The sequence below is a fragment of the Cryptosporangium japonicum genome, from assembly GCF_039524755.1.
Lineage (GTDB): Bacteria > Actinomycetota > Actinomycetes > Mycobacteriales > Cryptosporangiaceae > Cryptosporangium > Cryptosporangium japonicum.
The window spans coordinates 1-17,579 of the sequence record NZ_BAAAGX010000006.1 but is presented as its reverse complement, the minus strand read 5'-3'; the positions used below and the strand labels follow the sequence as shown (position 1 = coordinate 17,579).

At 71.8% G+C, this 17,579-nt stretch carries 17 protein-coding genes; 8 read left to right on the top strand and 9 right to left on the bottom strand.

Annotated elements, in window-relative coordinates:
- Position 1: 1 nt before the first annotated feature.
- Complete coding sequence (locus ABD437_RS04955; RefSeq protein WP_344647549.1) at positions 2-472, bottom strand: Gmad2 immunoglobulin-like domain-containing protein; 471 nt, start codon at positions 470-472, stop codon at positions 2-4.
- A 94-nt stretch (positions 473-566) separates the two neighbouring features.
- Between ABD437_RS04955 and ABD437_RS04950 the strand changes: the two genes are divergently transcribed.
- Positions 567-1,079 carry a PH domain-containing protein gene (locus ABD437_RS04950; RefSeq protein ID WP_344647548.1) on the top strand — a complete coding sequence of 171 codons (513 nt, stop codon included), beginning with the start codon at positions 567-569 and terminating at the stop codon, positions 1,077-1,079.
- Here the strand turns inward: ABD437_RS04950 and ABD437_RS04945 are convergent.
- Positions 1,053-1,547, bottom strand: a complete 495-nt coding sequence (locus tag ABD437_RS04945; RefSeq protein WP_344647547.1) for a GtrA family protein — start codon at positions 1,545-1,547, stop codon at positions 1,053-1,055. The genes ABD437_RS04950 and ABD437_RS04945 overlap by 27 nt on opposite strands.
- Positions 1,548-1,623: 76 nt before the next feature.
- Positions 1,624-2,088, bottom strand: coding sequence for a GtrA family protein (locus tag ABD437_RS04940; RefSeq protein ID WP_344647546.1), 465 nt, complete (start codon positions 2,086-2,088; stop codon positions 1,624-1,626).
- Positions 2,089-2,173: 85 nt separating this feature from the next.
- Between ABD437_RS04940 and ABD437_RS04935 the strand changes: the two genes are divergently transcribed.
- Together ABD437_RS04935 and purE are read left to right on the top strand one after the other, a co-directional pair.
- Positions 2,174-3,376 (top strand): 5-(carboxyamino)imidazole ribonucleotide synthase, encoded by a 1,203-nt coding sequence (locus ABD437_RS04935; protein WP_344647545.1) that lies wholly within the window; start codon positions 2,174-2,176, stop codon positions 3,374-3,376.
- A complete protein-coding gene (gene purE, locus ABD437_RS04930; protein WP_344647544.1) occupies positions 3,373-3,861 on the top strand; it encodes a 5-(carboxyamino)imidazole ribonucleotide mutase in 489 nt (162 codons plus the stop codon). Before ABD437_RS04935 ends, purE begins: the two co-directional genes overlap by 4 nt.
- Here purE and ABD437_RS04925 read toward each other — a convergent pair.
- Positions 3,854-4,252, bottom strand: coding sequence for a CoA-binding protein (locus tag ABD437_RS04925; RefSeq protein WP_344647543.1), 399 nt, complete (start codon positions 4,250-4,252; stop codon positions 3,854-3,856). The genes purE and ABD437_RS04925 overlap by 8 nt on opposite strands.
- Positions 4,253-4,271: 19 nt before the next feature.
- Positions 4,272-5,630, bottom strand: coding sequence for a UDP-glucose dehydrogenase family protein (locus tag ABD437_RS04920; RefSeq protein WP_344647542.1), 1,359 nt, complete (start codon positions 5,628-5,630; stop codon positions 4,272-4,274).
- A gap of 316 nt (positions 5,631-5,946) precedes the next feature.
- On the opposite strand from ABD437_RS04920, the gene ABD437_RS04915 reads away from it, so the two are divergent.
- Positions 5,947-7,467 carry a DUF7379 domain-containing protein gene (locus tag ABD437_RS04915; protein ID WP_344647541.1) on the top strand — a complete coding sequence of 507 codons (1,521 nt, stop codon included), beginning with the start codon at positions 5,947-5,949 and terminating at the stop codon, positions 7,465-7,467.
- Here the strand turns inward: ABD437_RS04915 and ABD437_RS04910 are convergent.
- From ABD437_RS04910 to ABD437_RS04895, 4 genes are all read right to left on the bottom strand, one after another.
- Complete coding sequence (locus ABD437_RS04910) at positions 7,457-8,404, bottom strand: hypothetical protein (RefSeq protein ID WP_344647540.1); 948 nt, start codon at positions 8,402-8,404, stop codon at positions 7,457-7,459. The genes ABD437_RS04915 and ABD437_RS04910 overlap by 11 nt on opposite strands.
- A 55-nt stretch (positions 8,405-8,459) precedes the next feature.
- A complete protein-coding gene (locus tag ABD437_RS04905; protein ID WP_344647539.1) occupies positions 8,460-9,284 on the bottom strand; it encodes a DUF1028 domain-containing protein in 825 nt (274 codons plus the stop codon).
- Positions 9,285-9,305: 21 nt separating this feature from the next.
- Positions 9,306-9,992, bottom strand: a complete 687-nt coding sequence (locus tag ABD437_RS04900) for a glycosyltransferase family 2 protein (RefSeq protein WP_344647538.1) — start codon at positions 9,990-9,992, stop codon at positions 9,306-9,308.
- Between the two features lie 555 nt (positions 9,993-10,547).
- Positions 10,548-11,273, bottom strand: coding sequence for a TIGR03089 family protein (locus ABD437_RS04895; RefSeq protein ID WP_344647537.1), 726 nt, complete (start codon positions 11,271-11,273; stop codon positions 10,548-10,550).
- A gap of 165 nt (positions 11,274-11,438) precedes the next feature.
- Here ABD437_RS04895 and ABD437_RS04890 point away from each other — a divergent pair, with 165 nt between their 5' ends.
- The 4 genes from ABD437_RS04890 to ABD437_RS04875 all read left to right on the top strand — a co-directional run bounded on the left by ABD437_RS04890 (position 11,439) and on the right by ABD437_RS04875 (position 17,530).
- A complete protein-coding gene (locus tag ABD437_RS04890) occupies positions 11,439-14,174 on the top strand; it encodes a SpoIID/LytB domain-containing protein (RefSeq protein WP_344647536.1) in 2,736 nt (911 codons plus the stop codon).
- Positions 14,175-14,321: 147 nt separating this feature from the next.
- Entirely contained in the window at positions 14,322-15,467 is a 1,146-nt protein-coding gene (locus tag ABD437_RS04885; RefSeq protein ID WP_344647535.1) for a glycosyltransferase family 4 protein, read from the top strand.
- 37 nt (positions 15,468-15,504) lie between these two features.
- The gene (locus ABD437_RS04880; RefSeq protein WP_344647534.1) at positions 15,505-16,596 is read left to right on the top strand and encodes a mannose-1-phosphate guanylyltransferase; all 1,092 of its coding nucleotides are present in this window, start codon (positions 15,505-15,507) and stop codon (positions 16,594-16,596) included.
- Positions 16,577-17,530, top strand: coding sequence for a DNA-3-methyladenine glycosylase family protein (locus ABD437_RS04875; protein WP_344647533.1), 954 nt, complete (start codon positions 16,577-16,579; stop codon positions 17,528-17,530). Before ABD437_RS04880 ends, ABD437_RS04875 begins: the two co-directional genes overlap by 20 nt.
- Positions 17,531-17,579 lie beyond the last annotated feature (49 nt).

The window sequence follows — 17,579 nt, the reverse complement described above, 5'->3', positions numbered from 1 at the left end:
CCTACTGCACCGTGAGCCGCCGCGTGACCACGTCGGTGGGGCTCCCGTCGTCGGCGGACTCGCGGTACACGGTGAGCGTGTAGGAGCCGGCCTGCGGCGCCTCCACCGTGAACTGGAACGGTTGCTTCTCGGTGGAGCCGGCCGACGCGAACCCGCTCACCGTCTCCGCCCCGGCGGTGTCGCTGAGCTTCCACAGCAGCGTGCCCTCGAACGCGACCCCGGAGCCGCGCACGACGAAGCTCCGCCCGACCGCGGCGTCCTGCGTCGGCGCGGTCAGCGTGATCGGCGCGTCGAGTGCCGCGCCCGCGATCGGGCTCGCCGTCGCGGGGTCACTGCTCGATTCCGACGCCGTGGGTGTGGCCGCCGCGTCGTCGCCGCCGCTGTCGGAACCGCCCCCGCACGCGCCGACGAGCCCGAGGACGCCGGCGGCGAGCAAGCCGGCCGTCGTCGCGCGAATGAGTTCTTTCCGCATGTGCTCCCCCCGCTCCAGGTCCACATGCTCTAGCCTGCCGGGCGCGAGGTCGAGCACCGACGCCCAGTTTTGACCGAATAGTACGGAGACGCTGGTGGCCGTTCCGTATCGCCTGTTGATGGATGGCGAGGACGTCGTCCTCCACCGGCACCCGCACGTGCGGGTGCTCGCCCGCCCGGCGATCGTCACGGTCGTCGTGGTGGCGCTGGCCGGGCTGGCGATCGCTGTCGTGACGCAGGCCGACACCCGGTGGGGCATCGCGGCGGCGGCGCTGGTGATCGTCGTCGCGTCGTCGTCGCGCCCGCTGCTGCACTGGCTGACGACGACGCTGACCGTCACCGACCGGCGGCTGCTGCTGCGCTCCGGTGTCTTCGCCCGGCACGGACGCGACATCCCGCTGAGCCGGATCGACGAGGTCTCGTTCGAGCACACGCTGTTCGAACGGGCACTGCGCTGCGGCACGCTCTACGTCGAGCTGGCCTCCGACCGGGGGGTGGTGGTCGTGGCGAACGTCCCCCGGGTCGAGAGCGTGCAGGCCGCGATCTACGAGCTGATCGAGGAGTTCGCCGACGAAGAGGAACTAGCTCTCGACCCGGACGGGCTCTAGCTCGGTGCGCTGCCCGGGCACCGGCACCACCGTGGCGTCGGGCTCGAGTTCCTTGCCGAACACCCACCGCTTGTACGACCAGAACCGGAACACGGTCGCGACGCCGATCGCGAACAGCCGCACGACGTTGAGCGCGAGCTGGTCGTGCAGGTCGAACCCGTACTTCGCGACGCCCATGATGAGCGCGGTGATCGCCAGCCCGACGCCGTTGAGCAGGAAGAACAGCAGGTATTCGCGGCGCAGCCCGGACCGCTCGTGCTTGCGGAAGGTCCAGTAGCGGTTCGCGAAGTACGCCAGCGTCGTCGCCACCGTGGTGGCCACGATCTGCGCCTTGACCGGCCCGATCGCGAACAGGGCGTTGAAGATCGCGGTGTCGACGACGAAGTTCACCGCTCCGATGACGCCGAACGACGCCAGCTGACGGATGAGTTTCTCCCGACCGGCGCGGAGCTTCGCCAACAAAGTCACGAGGGCCACGATAGAGACTCGGCGCACGCAACCATGCGGCATTGGTCAGATATGAACAACTGTCACTCCAGTTGTACTAACGGGCGGCCGGTGTTTCTTCGGGCTCGTACAGCGTGTCCTCCGGATGCAGGAACACCCACCGTCGGTAGGCCCAGAACCGGAACATCGTCGCGACGCCGATCGCGAACAGCTTCACGACGTTCAGCGCGGCGACGTTGTCGACATGGAACACGTACGACGCGACGCCCAGGATGCCTGTTGTGATCAACAGCCCAATCGCGTTGAACCCGAAGAACAACAGGTACTCGCGGCGGACCCCGGAGCGGGCCCGGTGCCGGAACGTCCAGTGACGGTTCATGAAGTACGACGAGGTGGCCGAGACCACGGTGGAGGCGACCTGGGCCTTGATCGGTCCGATGAACAGCAGCGCGTTCCAGACCGCGAAGTCGAGCACCGTGTTGACGACGCCGATGATGCCGAACTTCGTCAGCTCTTTGATCAGGGCGTGCCATCGCTCGCGCAGCCGCCGGACGAAGCTCACCGATCGAGAATACGACCCGTGGTCACCCCGTGGTCGGGGTGACCGGGGGCCGGGGCATCGTCGCTGGCCGGATAGCCTCATGACCATGCACCCCCGTACCGGACTCCCGGTCGTCGGCATGGTGGGCGCCGGCCAGCTAGCCCGGATGACCCACCAAGCCGCGATCGCGCTCGGCCAGTCGTTGCGCATCCTCGCCGTCAGCCCCGACGACGGCGCCGCGCTCGTCGCGGCCGACGTGCTGATCGGCGACCACACCGACCTCGGCGCGCTGCGCAAGCTCGCCGCCGGCTCCGAGGTGGTGACGTTCGACCACGAGCACGTGCCGCCGGAGCACCTGCGTGCGCTGGTGGCCGAGGGCGTCACCGTGTACCCCGGGCCGGACGCGCTGATCCACGCGCAGGACAAGGGGGTCATGCGCGCGAAGCTCGCGTCGCTCGGGGCCCCGATGCCGCGCTGGGCTCCGGTCGCGTCGGTCGACGACGTGGCCCGGTTCGCCGGCGGCGACACCGTGGTGGTCAAGGCCGCCCGCGGTGGCTACGACGGCCGGGGCGTCTGGGTGGTCAGCGATCCCACGCCGGTCCAGGAACTGCTCGACGCCGGCACGCCGCTGATCGTCGAGGAACGCGTGCCGCTGGTGCGCGAGCTGGCTGCGGTCGTCGCCCGCTCGCCGTTCGGCCAGGTCGCCGCGTGGCCGGTCGTCGAGACCGTGCAACGCGACGGCATCAACGTCGAGGTGATCGCGCCGGCGCCGGGCCTCTCCGAGGAGAAGGCGATCGAGGCCCAGGAGCTCGCGATCCGGCTCGCGTCCGAGCTCGGCGTCGTCGGTGTCCTGGCGGTGGAGCTGTTCGAGACCGCGGACGGCGGCATCCTGGTCAACGAACTCGCGATGCGCCCGCACAACTCCGCGCACTGGACGATCGAGGGCTCGCGCACCTCGCAGTTCGAACAGCACCTGCGTGCCGTGCTCGACTACCCGCTGGGCGCGACCGGCCTCACCGCGCCGTACGTCGTCATGGCCAACCTGCTCGGCGGCGACGTGACGCCCCCGAGCCCCGGTGAGTACCCCCGCTCCGAGGAACACCACCGGCCGCCGCACGAGATGACGCTCGACGAGCGCATCCACCACATGATGGCGGCCGAGCCGGGCGTCAAGGTGCACCTGTACGGCAAGGAACTGCGCCCCGGGCGCAAGGTCGGGCACGTCACCGCGCTCGGCGACGATCTGGACGACGTCCGCCGCCGGGCCCGGCGCGCGGTGCACTGGCTGCGCGAGGGGAAGCAAGAATGACCGTTGGCTTGATCATGGGCAGCGACTCCGACTGGCCGACGATGAAGGCCGCCGCCGAAGCCCTGACCGAGTTCGGCGTCGACCACGAGGTGCGTGTCGTGTCCGCGCACCGCACTCCGCGCACGATGCTCGACTACGCCGAGTCGGCCGCCGACCGGGGTCTGAAAGTCATCATCGCCGGGGCCGGCGGCGCCGCCCACCTGCCCGGCATGGTCGCGTCGATGACGCCGCTGCCGGTCATCGGCGTCCCGGTGCCGCTCAAGCATCTCGACGGCATGGACTCGCTGCTCTCGATCGTGCAGATGCCGGCCGGCGTCCCGGTGGCCACGGTGAGCATCGGCGGCGCCCGGAACGCGGGGCTGCTGGCCGTGCGCATCCTGGCGGCGGCCGACGAGACGCTCCGCGCCAAGATGGTGACGTTCCAGGACGATCTCCGCGCCCTGGTGGCCACCAAGGACGAGGCGCTGCAGAAAGAGCTCAGCTAGGCCCGTACGCGGGCCACTCGATCTTCGGGCAGCGGTCCATCACGACCGTGAGCCCGGCGTCGAGGGCCCGCTGCGCGGCGTCCTCGTCCACGACGTCGAGGGGCGTCCAGACCCCGGACGCCCCGGCCGCGATCGCCTCGTCGACGTGCGGTGCCACGAATTCCGAGCGCCGGTACACGGCCACCACGTCGACGCCGTCCGGAACCGACGTGTGGCCGTCCTCACCGAGGACGGCCTCCGCCCGGGGGTTCACCGGCACGACCTTCACGCCGTTGCGCTGCACGAACGCGGCCATCTGGTACACGGTGCGGTACGGCGTGTCGGTGAGCCCCACGAACGCCCACGTCTTTTCAGCCAGCAACTTCCGGATGTCGTCAGCCGAGGTGTGCATACGACCAACGTACGTCGGCTCAGGCGTTGCGGCCCATTCCGCGGTACTCCCAGCCGGCCGCGCGCCACACCGCGGGGTCGAGGCAGTTACGGCCGTCGACCACGCGCTTGTGCGCGACCAGGTTGCCCAGCGCCACCGGGTCGGCGTGCCGGAACTCTTCCCACTCGGTCAGCACCACGACCGCGTCGGCGTCGCGGATCGCGTCCACCGCCGAGGTCGCGTACGCCACCGACGGCAGCGCGCGCCGCGCGTTGTCGATGCCCTGCGGGTCGTAGACGGTGACCTGCGCGCCCGCTTCGGCCAAGAGCCGCGTGACCGCGACGGCCGGCGAGTCACGCACGTCGTCGGAGTTGGGCTTGAACGTGGCCCCGAGCACACCGACGCGTGCGCCGGCCACCGAACCGCCGACCAGCTCGGCGGTGAGCGCGACCGCCTTCTCGCGCCGGCGGGTGTTGATCTGGTCGACCTCGTTGAGGAACTTCAGCGCGTGCCCGACGCCGAGCTCGTCGGCGCGGGCCTGGAAGGCACGGATGTCCTTGGGCAGGCAGCCACCGCCGAAGCCGACGCCGGCCCGGAGGAACTTGTTGCCGATCCGGACGTCGTAGCCGATCGCCCGGGCGAGCTGCGTCACGTCCGCGCCCGCGACCTCCGACACCTCGGCCATCGCGTTGATGAACGAGATCTTCGTGGCCAGGTAGGAGTTGGCCGCGACCTTCACCAGCTCAGCGGTGGGGAAGTCGGTGACGACGGTGGGGACCTCGCGGTCCTCGGCGACGCCGAGCTCGTACACACCCTTGTAGGTGGTCTCGAGCATCTGCTGCGCCCACTCGCTCTTGACGCCGAACACGAGGCGGTCGGGGCGCAGGGTGTCTTCCACGGCGAAGCCCTCACGGAGGAACTCCGGGTTCCAGGCGACCTCGACGCCGAGCCCTTCGGGCGCGTGCTGCGCGACGAGTTCCTCGACCCACTCGGCCGTGCCCACCGGCACCGTCGACTTGCCGACGATCAGCGCCTTGCGGGTGAGGTGCGGCGCGAGCGAGACCACGGCCGACTCGACGTAGCGCATGTCGGCGGCCATGCTGCCCGCCTTCTGCGGGGTGCCGACGCAGACGAAGTGGACGTCACCGAAGTCCGCCGCCTCGGCGTACGAGGTGGTGAAACGCAGACGACCGGTGGCGAGGTTGCGACGCAGCATCTCGTCCAGGCCGGGCTCGTGGAACGGAACCTGCCCGTCCGCGAGTTTGGTGATCTTCGACTCATCGACGTCGACGCCGAGTACTTCGTAGCCGAGTTCGGCCATCGAGACGGCATGGGTGGCCCCGAGATAGCCCGTGCCGAGAATGGTCAGACGAGGTCGTTGGGGGATCGATTCCGACACGCGTGCTTCCTCCTGTGGCAAGACCCACCGGGTCAGCTCTACTGGGCCGGGCGGGGTGCAGGGGCCGTCCGGGTCGATTCAACCGTTCGAGGGTAGATGATGCCCGCGATCCTGCACGCGGAACCACACGCCCCACCCGGTGGTCTCAGAACGACTTAATGGGCGTTAATGGTCGCGTTACGGGATGAAGAGAAGTTGGCCGTGGCCACTTCTTTCGGTATCTACCGGCCGACTGGCTCCGACTCCGGGCGGCGTCGACCGGAGCGGTACGTGACCGAGATCACTCGCGTTCCGGTCTTCGTCTATTTTGGTCACCGTGCCCGAACTGGAACATGACCACGAGCTGGAACTCGCTGACGGCGTCCGGATCTCCTCGTCGGGCGTCAGCGCGGTCGTCGGGGCTCTCCGCCGCCCCGGAGCGGCGCGGGGCCTGCTCGCCGACGACTTATCCGGGGCGGCGGCGCCTCTCGCGCCACTGCTCGGCGCGGCCGGAATGCGGGTGGTGCTCGGCGTGCCGCTCGACGAGATCGCGGTGTCCGCGCGCGGGTTCACCGGCGAGACGCCGTACGTCGAGGTCGCGGTGTCCGCGCCCGGCCCGGACGAGGGCCAGGTCGTGCTGGAGGTCGACGACGTCGGCCTGGTGCGGTGGCACGTGGACGTCGGAGCGGTCGCCACCGCGGCCGCGATCGCCGACGGGGCCGGCACGCCGCCGCGCGGTGTCGCCCCGGTGCGCGCCGGGCTCGAGCAGGTGTTCCGGGTGCCGGTGCGGCAGGACGACCGCCGCGCGCTCGTCGGCTTCGGGATCCGCAAGGTGCTGCACCTGATCCGGTTCCCGATCGAGGCCGCCGCCGCCGCGGCCGGCCAGGTCGTCGTCGGCTGGTGGGAGAACCGCCACCGTCCGCACTCGCTCACCCTCGTCACGCCGGAGACGCTGGCGGACGTGCCGCCGCCCGGTGGCGTGCCCACCGCTCGCCTCGCCGAGCTGGCCGACCAGCCGTTCCTCCTGCTCGTGCACGGAACGTTCAGCACGATACGCAGCGGTTTCGCCGGGCTCGCCCGTCCTGGCGACGGCCCCGGCCTGGCCGACCTCGTCGCCCGCTACGACGGGCGGGTGCTCGGTTTCGACCACCAGACGCTGCACGTCGACCCGTCGGTCAACGCGCGCTGGCTCCTCGAACGGTTGCCGCGCGACCGGCCGGTCACGCTCGACCTGCTCACCCACTCCCGGGGCGGTCTGGTCGGCCGCCTGATCGCCGATCCCGGCCTCGCCCGGGAGGTGGGTGTCCCGGCCCCGAACGTCCGCCGGCTGATCCACGTCGGGACGCCGAACGACGGCACGGTGCTGGCGTCGCCGAAGCGGTGGACGACGCTGCTCGACGTCTTCACGAACCTGCTGTCGGTGCTGCCGGAGGAGGTGTCGACGGCGACGGTCGAGAGCGTGATCGAGCTGGTCAAGCAGATCGCGACCGGCGTCTTCACCGGGCTGGCCGGTCTCACCGCGATGGATCCGGGCAACCCGGCGGTCACCGACGCCAACCGACGCCCGATCGGTGGTGCCGTGCGTGGCGCCGGCTGGGTGCGTGCGGTGGCGTCGGACTTCACGCCCGCGGACGGCGACCTGCGCCGGAAAGCGCTGAACGCGATCGTCGACCCGTTCTTCGGCGCCGGGAACGACCTCGTCGTGCCGACCAGGGGCGTCTACGAGGCGGGCGAGTACCGGGTGGCCGACCCGTTCGTGGTGCCGACGCCGAGCACGGTCGTGCACACGGCCTTCTTCGCCGACGCCAGGGTGCGGGCGAAGCTCGGCGAGTGGCTGCCCGGAGCGGTCACGGAGTGATCCGGCGGGTCTCCTGCGGGTCGTCGGGCGTCTCCGGTTCGTCGTCCGAGCGGGAGCGGCCGTAGACCGTGGGGGAGTAGCTCGTCGGGCCCGGCGGCGGCTGTTCCGGCGCGGAGTACGTCGTGGGGTAGTTCTGGGCCTGGTGGCTGTCCGGGGCCGGGAACTGCGATCCGTACGTGGACGGCGGGTACTGGGCGCCCGCGGAGCCCGGGTACGGCGACGCCGACGGGAACTGGGCCGAGCCGGGGCTCTGCGCGGGCCGGTCGCTGCCGTAGTCGGAGTAGTACGGGGCCGCAAGCGGCGGGTTGTCGGCGTTGACCGGGCTGCCCGGCGGCGACCCGACCAGCGTCGGCGAGTTCCCGGGCTCGTAGGGACGAGGGCCGCCTGCGCCGGAGCCATAGGGGCTGGGTTCGTAGGGGCTGGGTTCGTAAGGGCTGGGTGTGGGGTTGTACGAGGTGGGAGCGCCAGGGCCGGGACCGCCGGGACCGTACGGGCCGGCGGCGGGTGCGGCGAGCGGCTCCGCCCGACGCTGCTTACGCCACCGCGCCGGCACCACGAGCGGCACGAGCAGCAGGAAACCGGCCAGCCACAGATAGCCGGTGGGGATCGGCGACACCAGCGTCTGCTGGTCCGCCGTGCTCAGCACGTCTTTACCAAGGTCGTACACCGGCGAATCGGACGCGAGACCGAGCGCGGAGACCGCCAGGAACCCGGCCCCGGCGACGATCGGACCCACCGGCGAGATCCGGGGCACCAGCAGGACGCCGAGCGCGATCGCCGCCACCAGGAGCAGCCCGATACCCAGGAACTTGTCGGTATCCGACGAGCCGGATAAGTCGAGCACCGACCGCGCCAGGCGATTAGTGCCGAACGCGATCGCCACCCACACCACCGGCGCGACAACGAGCGCGAGCACCAGGCTGCCGAAGTGCCGCATAAGGTCTCCCCGGGCCGACGTGGGTCAGGTGACAATCTTCCCGCCCCACGAAACCTCAGTCGAGCAACTGAGTGAGATGGGGGAAACGTCCGGCCACCGCGCCCGAGCGCAGCCACTCCTCCCACTGCGGGTTGCGACGCAGCTCCGCCACCGCGGCACGCGCACCCTCCAGGTCGCCCCGCCGGGCGGCCTCCAGCGCGGCGTGCATCGCTTTGGTGCTGTCCGGCGCCAGGTCGGCCAGCGCGGCGCTGTCGCCGCCCTCGTAGCCGCGCTGGAGCGAGAGCAGCTGCCGGAGCTGGCCCAGCGGATCCCGGGCGTGGTCGACACGCAGGTCCACCGCGACGCCGTCCCACGGCTCGGCCAGCCGCTTGCCGCCGACGACGAGCAGCGCCGCCGACTGGCGTCCGCGCAGGTCTCCACCGGCGGCCTCGCCGGCTTCCAGCGTGACGAGCAGCCGTTCGGCCAGCGGCAGCGGGTTGCGCAGGTAGGCGTCGACCATCGCGTCGAGCACGTCCGGCGAGCGCAGCAGGTTCCCCTGGACGCTCCAGCCGTCGCCGTAGCGGTCACCGGCGGCGGCGAGGCACTCCTCGCCGGTGTGCACCGCGACCGACCCGTCGGCGGCGAGGACCGCGACCTGACGCCCGGCCGCCCCGGCGTCGCGGGACAGCAGCGTGGGGAGCACCCGGCCGACCGGCACCCCGGCCTCCAGGCCGGCCAGCGCGTGCGGACCGTACCCGCGGCGGGGCTGCGACTGGGTGACGACCACGCCGACGCCGGCCTTGCCCCACGGCACGGCCCGGCCTACGGCGAGCACGCACGACGCCACTCCGACGCCCAGCTCTCCCGTGACCGGATCTCGTCCGACAACGGAAAAGGTCACACCCGCAGCGTACGGCCCCGGTCAGCGCCCTCCGGCGCGGATCTTGCCCAGGATCCAGACCGCCTCGACGCCGTCACGCCAGGTGATCTTCTTGCCCTCGGCCCGGCCGCGGGCCCGGTAGTTGACCGGTACCTCGTACGGCCGGATCCCACGGCGCAGCAGCTTGGCCGCGATCTCGGCCTCCATGCCGAAGCCGGGTTCGCGGATGTCCAGGTCGCGGTAGAGCTCGAGCGGCATCAGCTTGAAGCCGGTCTCGAGGTCGGTGAGGTAGCAGTTGAACAGCACGTTGCAGGCGGTGGTGACGCCCCGGTTGCCGAGGACGTACCAGTACGAGTAGGACGCGTGCGAGCCGAACGTGCGGGTACCGAACACCACCTGCGCGTCGCCGTCGAGCACCGGCTGGACGAGCTTCGGGATGTCCTCGGGGGCGTACTCCAGGTCGGCGTCGCACACCACGACGTAGTCGCCGGTGGCGAGGGCGGCCGCGGTGCGGACGGCGGCGCCCTTCCCGCGGTTGAGCGGGTGCGACCCGACGATCATCCGGGAGTCGCCGATGCCGGCGAGCGCGGCCGCGGTGCGGTCGCGGCTACCGTCGTCGACCACCACGAGCTCGACCGCGCACGGATAGTCGACGTCGAGGACCCGCTTGATCGCGCTCGCGACCGTGCGTTCCTCGTTGAAGACGGGCATCAGGACCGACAGCTTCACGCGCTGAGTCTAGGGACCGCCGTCCACCTCAGTGAGGTCGATGAGAGCACCGGTGCATTCGGGTGCAGTGTGACGGAAGGCTTCCATTGCCGCTTTGATTCTGATAGACACGTTATGTCCATATCTGGACGCACGGAAGGGGGTGGCATGGCACAGTCGTTGGTCGCAACGTGGTCGGTGGCTGAGTCGCCAGTGCCACTGGCTACGCGGCACCGACGTGCCGTGATGCCGGGCTCCGCCGATGTTCCCGGTAACTCGGGGCGTTGCGCGGGCGAGACCTCCAGCTGGAACGTCCGGTCCCGCCCGTCGTGCACGACGGAGCACGACGCCGGCTCGAGGAGGCGCCGTCAACGATCCGGAACGATCCGGGTCTCCGACGGCGGCTTATTAGCCGGTATTGCCGAAGAGGCTGATCGCGGCACGCGGTAGACGATTCGGCGACACGGTCGAAGAGGTACTGCTCTCCACTCGATCCTCCCCAGGGGGTGGAGCCCCGTACTTCTTCCAGGAGAATCCGGCCCCGGCCCGCTTCCGAGCGGGCCGGGGTCTTTCCGTTCACCCGAGCCGCGCGGTGACCCGCTCCGTCTCGGCCACGTGGTCGACCCGGGTCGGGTCCGGGTGACGCAGCAGCACCAGCCCGCCGCCGACCACGAGCGGCGCCAGCAGCCAGTCGACCACCGACGGCTGCACCTTCTCGTCGGTCTCGACCAGCAACCGCCCGCCGGACTCCAGCCCTAGTTCGGCCGCGCGGGCCCGGGCGTCGTGCAGACCGGGGCCCGCGGCGCCCACCGGGGCCCACGGCGCGAAGCGGTCACCCTGGATGCGCACCTCGGTGGCGTAGTCGACCACGCCCGGCGGCACCTCGCGCAGCGGCATGGCCATCGGTGCCAGCGAGAGCGCCCAGATCTCCTCGGCGCCGAAATCCGCGCCCAGCGCCACCGCCTCGGCTGCCCGGTCGGCCGCGGTGAAGACCACCCGCGGCTCGGCGTCGGCCGGGACGGCCTGGCCCGGTACGGCGGAGTAACCGACCTCGACCCCGGCCCGCCAACACCCGAGCAGCACCACCGCGGTCTGCCAGTGCGCCGGCAGCAGCACCGCGGCGCTCGCCCCCGGCTCGACGCCGGTCTCCTGCAGCAGGTTCGCGGTCTTCGACACCCAGTTGTCGACGGTGGCGACGGACAGCTCCACCCGCTCACCGGTGCGGTCGTCGTACTGCGTGATCAGCGGACGCCCGGGATCGGCTGCCAGCGCGTCCCGCAACGCCGCGTCCGGGAACTCCATGGGTGCTCCTCGCCTCGTCGGTTGCCGAATCGTTGCACGCCCGGAAGGGCGCGGGTGCACGGCCGCAACCCTTCTCAGCCCGCAACCGACCCCGCCGACGGCTCATTCGTGGACGCCGATCCACGCCCGAAGCCCACACCGAAACGACGCGGGGGACCTGCTTCCATGGCTCGAAACACGACAGCGCGCCGCTGGGCACTCGCCCTGCCGGCCACGGTCGTCGCGGCAGTCGCCGGCGGCATCGCGCTCGCCCCGGCCGCCGCCCTGCCGGTGGCCGCCTCGACCTCGACCACCACCTCCACCGCCGCCCCGGTCGCGCCGGCCGCCACGGCGCCCGCCGCCCCCGGCGACCCCGTCGCCGGCGACACCGCCGTCGCGAACGCCCCCGCCGCCGTGCAGACCGCCGCCGCCGTCGCGACCGGCACCACGGTCCAGGGCGCGGCGACCCCGGCCAAGGTCTCGGTGCGCACGGTCGCGCTCGGCAGCACCTCCCGCCCCACCGGTCACGCCTCGGTGAGCACCGCTCAGCCGGCCGGCGTCCCGCTCGCCTTCGCCGCGGCCGCCGCCGCCGAGCCGGGCAGCGCCCCGCGTGTCCTGCGCACGATCGCCTCCGGCACCCCGTTCTCGGCCGTCGGCATCACCTGGCAGCGCGACCCGTCGCTGGGCCAGGTCAGCGTCGCCGTCCGCACCCGCACCGGGGCGTCCGCGCCCTGGTCGGCCTGGACCACCGCCGCCAACGGCGAGAACGACGACCGCAACGGCACCAACGCGATCCCGCTCGACGTCCGCGAGGGCCCCGGCCTGATCTGGACCGGCGACGCGGTGAGCGCCGAGGTCGTCGTCACCACGGTCGCCGGACGGCAGCCGGTCGACGTCAAGGTCGACCTGATCAACCCGGGCGCCGACGTGCCCGCCACCGTGCCCGCCGACGTGGTGACCGACGGCGACGAGGTCGCCCAGTCCGACCCGCTCGTGCCCGCCGCCACCGCCCAGCCCACCCCGGCGAGCTACGGCAACGGCGTCGTGAAGATCTACAGCCGCGCCGCCTGGGGCGCGAACGCCGCGTACATGAAGTGGACGCCGGCCTACGCGCCGAAGGTCAACGCTGTCGTCGTGCACCACACCGCGACCGCCAACAACTACACCGCCGAGCAGGTCCCGGCGATCATCCGCTCGATCTACTACTACATGGCCGTCACCGAGAAGTACGGCGACGTCGGCTACAACGTGCTCATCGACCGCTTCGGGCGGGTCTGGGAGGGACGCTACGGCGGCCTCACCCGCGCCGTCGTCGGTGCGCACGCCGGTGGCTTCAACTCCGGCACCAGCGGCATCGGCATCATCGGGGACCACACCAAGGTCGCGGTCAGCGCCGCCGCCAAGGAGGCCGTCGCCCGCTACTCGGCGTTCAAGCTCGGCACCGCGAAGGTCAGCCCGATCGGCACCACCAAGCTCACCGGTGGCCCGTCGACCAAGTTCAAGACCAAGACCACGCTCAACCTGCCGACGATCTACCCGCACCAGAGCACCAGCGCGACCACCTGCCCCGGCAAGTACGGCCTGGACATCATGAGCTGGGTCCGTACCCGCTCGAAGGCCCTGGTGTCCGCGTACAAGCTCGGCGCGGTCACGCCGGCGCCGGTGGTCAACAAGCCCACCACCAAGCCCACCACCAAGCCGACGCCGGCCAAGCCGACCACGCCCGCGAAGCCGACCACGCCGGCCAAGCCGACCACGCCGGCCAAGCCGACCACGCCGACCAGCCCGACCGCGAGCCCGACCACCACGGTCGCCACCACCGCGACCGCGAACAGCACGACCGTGTCCGACGCCGGCGTCACCGTTTACGGCGCCGGCTACGGCCATGGCCGGGGTCTGAGCCAGTACGGCGCCAAGGGCGCGGCGAACCAGGGCCTGGACGCCGCCAGGATCGTCTCGTTCTACTACCCGGGCACGGTCGTGGCCGCGAGCGGCAACCCCGCGCTGCGCGTGCGCCTCTCCGCGGTCGACACGGGCAGCGTCACGATCGCCCCGGCCGCCGGCCTCGTCGTCACCGGCGCGGACAAGCGGAGCATCGCGCTCGCCACCCAGGCCTGGACCGTCGTCCGCAGCGGCACCAGCTACGTCGTCAGCGCCGGGAGCGCGTCGTTCACGCTCGCGGCCCCGGTGACGTTCAGCGGACCGAAGACGCTCAAGCTCACCTACAGCAAGGCCAAGTCCGACTGCCGCGGCGGCACCACCGTGACGTTCGACGGCACGCTCACCGCCCTGGTCGCCGATAACGCGTCCCGCTTCGTCGCGACGATGCCGATGGACACCTACCTGCGTGGCGTCGTGGCGTCCGAGATGCCCTCCAGCTGGCCGGCCGCCGCGCTCCAGGCCCAGACCCTGGCCGCGCGCACCTACGCCACCGCGAAGATCTCCGCGAGCCGCTACTACGACGTCGTCGACACCCAGGCGAACCAGTGCTGGGACGGCGCGCTCTCCGAGACCGCGGCCACCAACGCCGCGATCGCCGCCACCGCGGGCAAGGTGCTCACGTTCGGTGGCAAGGTCGTCAGCGCCGAGTTCTCGTCCGACAGCGGCGGTTTCACCGCGAGCGGTGGCGTCAGCTACCTGCCGGCGAAGGCCGACCCGTACACGCTGGCCGCCGGTTCGTCGGCGACCAACTGGACGAAGGTCGTCACCCCGGCCCAGCTGGCCACCGCGGCCGGTCTGACCAAGGTCACCGCGGTCGCGGTGACCAAGCGCACCGGCCTCGGCCTGTGGGGCGGCCGGGCCGAGACCGTCACGCTGACCGGCACGCTGTCCACCGGAAAGGCGACGACGGTGACGCTGACCGGAGACGCGTTCCGGATCAAGCTCGGCCTGCGGAGTACCTACCTCGGCTTCGCCAAGTAACCGATACGGTGACCGCCGGGGGGCTTCCCGGCTCGAACAGGCGGTGCCGACCGTGCGGTGACGGATGCCTCCGCGGCGTACGCTCATACGCGCGGGAGGGCGAGTCCTTGCCCGTAGCACGACGACAGGTCGACGAGGAGACAACAGGTGACAGGCGGCAACGGCCCTCGAGTCCTGGTCGACGCCACGGCGGTTCCGGCTGACCGTGGCGGGGTCGGGCGGTACGTCGACGGGCTGCTTCCGGCCCTCGGCCGAGCCGGCGCTGATCTGGCAGTCGTCTGCCAGCGGGCCGATGCGGAGCGTTACGGACGGCTGGTGCCGAACGCGTCGGTGATCCCGGCCCCGGCGGCGGTGGCGCACCGCCCGGCGCGGCTGGCCTGGGAGCAGACCGGCCTGCCGCTGGTCGCCCAGCACGTCAACGCCGAGGTCGTGCACTCGCCGCACTACACGCAGCCGCTGCGGGTCTCCTGCCCGGTCGTCGTCACCGTGCACGACGCCACGTTCTTCACCGACCCGCGCCACTACGACAAGGGCAAGGGCGCGTTCTTCCGGTCGGCCACCCGCACCGCGATGCGCCGCGCGTCCCGGGTGATCGTGCCCAGCAAGGCCACCCGCGACGAGCTGATCCGCCTGCTCGACGCCGACCCCACGAAGCTCGACGTCGCCTACCACGGTGTCGACCCGCGGGTGTTCCACGTCCCCGACGACGCCGAGTGCGCCCGCGTGCGTGCCCGCCTGGGCATCGGGCAGGCCAGCTACGTGGCCTTCCTCGGTGCGCAGGAGCCGCGCAAGAACGTCCCCAACCTCATCCGTGGCTGGGCCAGGGCCTGCGCGCACCGCGAGGCGCCGCCGGCGCTGGTGATCGCCGGTGGCTCCGGCCACGACGAGGAGATCGACACCGCGATCGAGGAGATCCCGCCGCACCTGCGCCTGATTCGGCCGGGGTACCTGCGCTACGCCGACCTGCCCGGCTACCTGGGCGGCGCGATCGTGGTGGCCTACCCGAGCCACGGTGAGGGCTTCGGCCTGCCGGTGCTCGAGGCGATGGCTTGCGGCGCGTGCGTGCTCACCACGCCGCGGCTGTCGCTGCCCGAGGTCGGCGGCGAGGCCGTCGCCTACACCGGGGAGGACGCCGACCAGATCGGCACCGACCTGGCCGCGTTGCTCGACGACCACGACCGGCGGGCGCAGCTCGGTACGGCCGGCCGCGAGCGGTCGCTCGAGTTCTCCTGGGACGCCTCCGCGGAGGCCCACATCGCCAGTTTCACGAGAGCAGTTGCAGCGAGTTCATGAATGTGAGCGTCGACGACCCCCTTCCGGAGGTTGCCTGATGAGCGGTGCGTTCTACCCAGTGATCCCCGCGGGGGGCAGCGGTACCCGGTTGTGGCCGTTGTCCAGGGCCGGGCACCCGAAGTTCCTCCACCAACTCACCGGTGGCGACCGGACTCTGATCCAGGAGACCGTCGACCGGCTCAAATACGTCTCGCTCCCGGGGGACACGTTCGTCGTCACCGGCGCCGCGCACGCGGCCGCGGTGGCACGCCAGCTGCCCGAGGTGCCGGCGTCGAACATCGTCGTCGAGCCCGGTCCGCGCGAGTCCGGACCGGCGATCGCGCTGGCCGCCGCGCTGATCCAGCGGCGCGACCCGGACGCGGTGATGGGTTCGTTCGCCGCGGACCACGTCGTCCGGGACGTCCGGACGTTCGTGACGACGGTCCGCACCGCGATCCAGACCGCGGCCGACGGCAAGCTGGTCTGCATCGGCATCACGCCGACCGGTCCCGAGGTGGGCTACGGCTACATCCGCTGCGGCGACCACCTGGCGACCGGTGCCCGCGCGGTGCTGGAGTTCAAGGAGAAGCCGTCGCTGGAGGTGGCCGAGAGCTACCTCGCGTCCGGCGAGTACGTCTGGAACGCCGGCATGTTCGTCTGGCGGGTCGACGCGTTCCTCGCCGAGGTCCAGCGGCAGCTCCCCGAGCTGTACAGCGGCCTGATGAAGATCTGCGAGTCGTGGGACCTGCCCCGCCGGGACGAGGTGCTCTCCGAGGTGTGGCCGCGGTTGCCGAAGATCTCGGTGGACCACGGGATCATGGAGGACGCCGCGGCGCGGGGCGGCGTCGCCGTCGTGCCGGCCGCGTTCGGCTGGAACGACCTGGGCGACTGGGACGGGCTGGCGGCCGTCCTGGAGCACGACGCCGAGGGCAACACGGTCGTCGGCACCGACGACCGGGTGATCATGATCGACACCACCGGAGCGATGGTCGTCCCGAACTCGTCGCGGACGGTCGCGTTGCTCGGCATGCGCGACGTCGTCGTCGTGGACACCCCCGACGCGCTCCTGGTCTGCCCGCGCGACCGGGCGCAGGAGGTAAAGTCGCTGGTAGAGGCCTTGAAGAACAAGGGTGCGGGCAATCTCTGCTGAAGCGGTACCGACGACGGCGCTCACGCGTGAGTGGAGTCCGTCGTACCCGCTGGACATCCGCCGCTCGCTCGGGCACCTGGCCCGGGGGAAGGGCGACCCGACGCACCGGCTGGTCGACGGGGCGCTGTGGCGCACCGCGCCGACGCCCGAGGGGCCGGGAACGATCCGGCTGCGCCGGACCGACCGGGTCGTCGCCGAGGCCTGGGGCCCGGGTGCGGCGTGGCTGCTGGAACACCTTCCGGCACTGCTCTGCGCCGACGACGTGGTCGACGATTTCGCCGAGTTGCTCACCGCCGCGCCGCACCCGGTGTTGAGCGAGGCCTGGCGGCTGTGCGGGGGAGGCCTGCGTTTCCCGGCGACCCGGTTGCTGTTCGACCAGGTGTCGGTCGCGGTGCTGGAGCAGAAGGTGACCGGCATCGAGGCCCGGCGGTCGTGGCGCGAGCTGGTGTGGCGCTTCGGCTCACCGGCTCCGGGCCCGGCGCCGGCCGGGATGGCGGTGGCGCCGTACCCGGCCGACTGGCTGGCGATCCCGGACTGGGAGTGGCACAAGGCCGGCGTCGACCTGAACCGTCGGCGCGCGATCCGGGCCGCGGCGACCGTGGCCGCCCGCCTCGACCAGCTGGCGTCCGGGTCGGTCTCCGAGGCGGTGCGCATCCTGTGCACGTTGCCGGGCATCGGTCCGTGGACGGCCGCCGAGGCGGTGCAGCGGGCGATGTCCGGCGCCGACGTCGTGAGCGTGGGGGACTTCCACCTGCCGAACGTGGTCGGCTGGGCTCTCGTCGGCCGCCGGTTGGACGACGCGGGGATGCTCGAGGTCCTGGCCCCCTACGCCCCGCACCGAGCGCGCGCGGTACGCCTCACCGAGGTCGGCCCCGCAGTCCGCCCCCCGAAGCGCGGCCCACGCTTCTCGCCCCGCGACTACCGGGCGTTCTAGGTGTGCTGTCCAGGGAGGTTGGTCAACCTGGTGATGGGCGGTCGGCCTG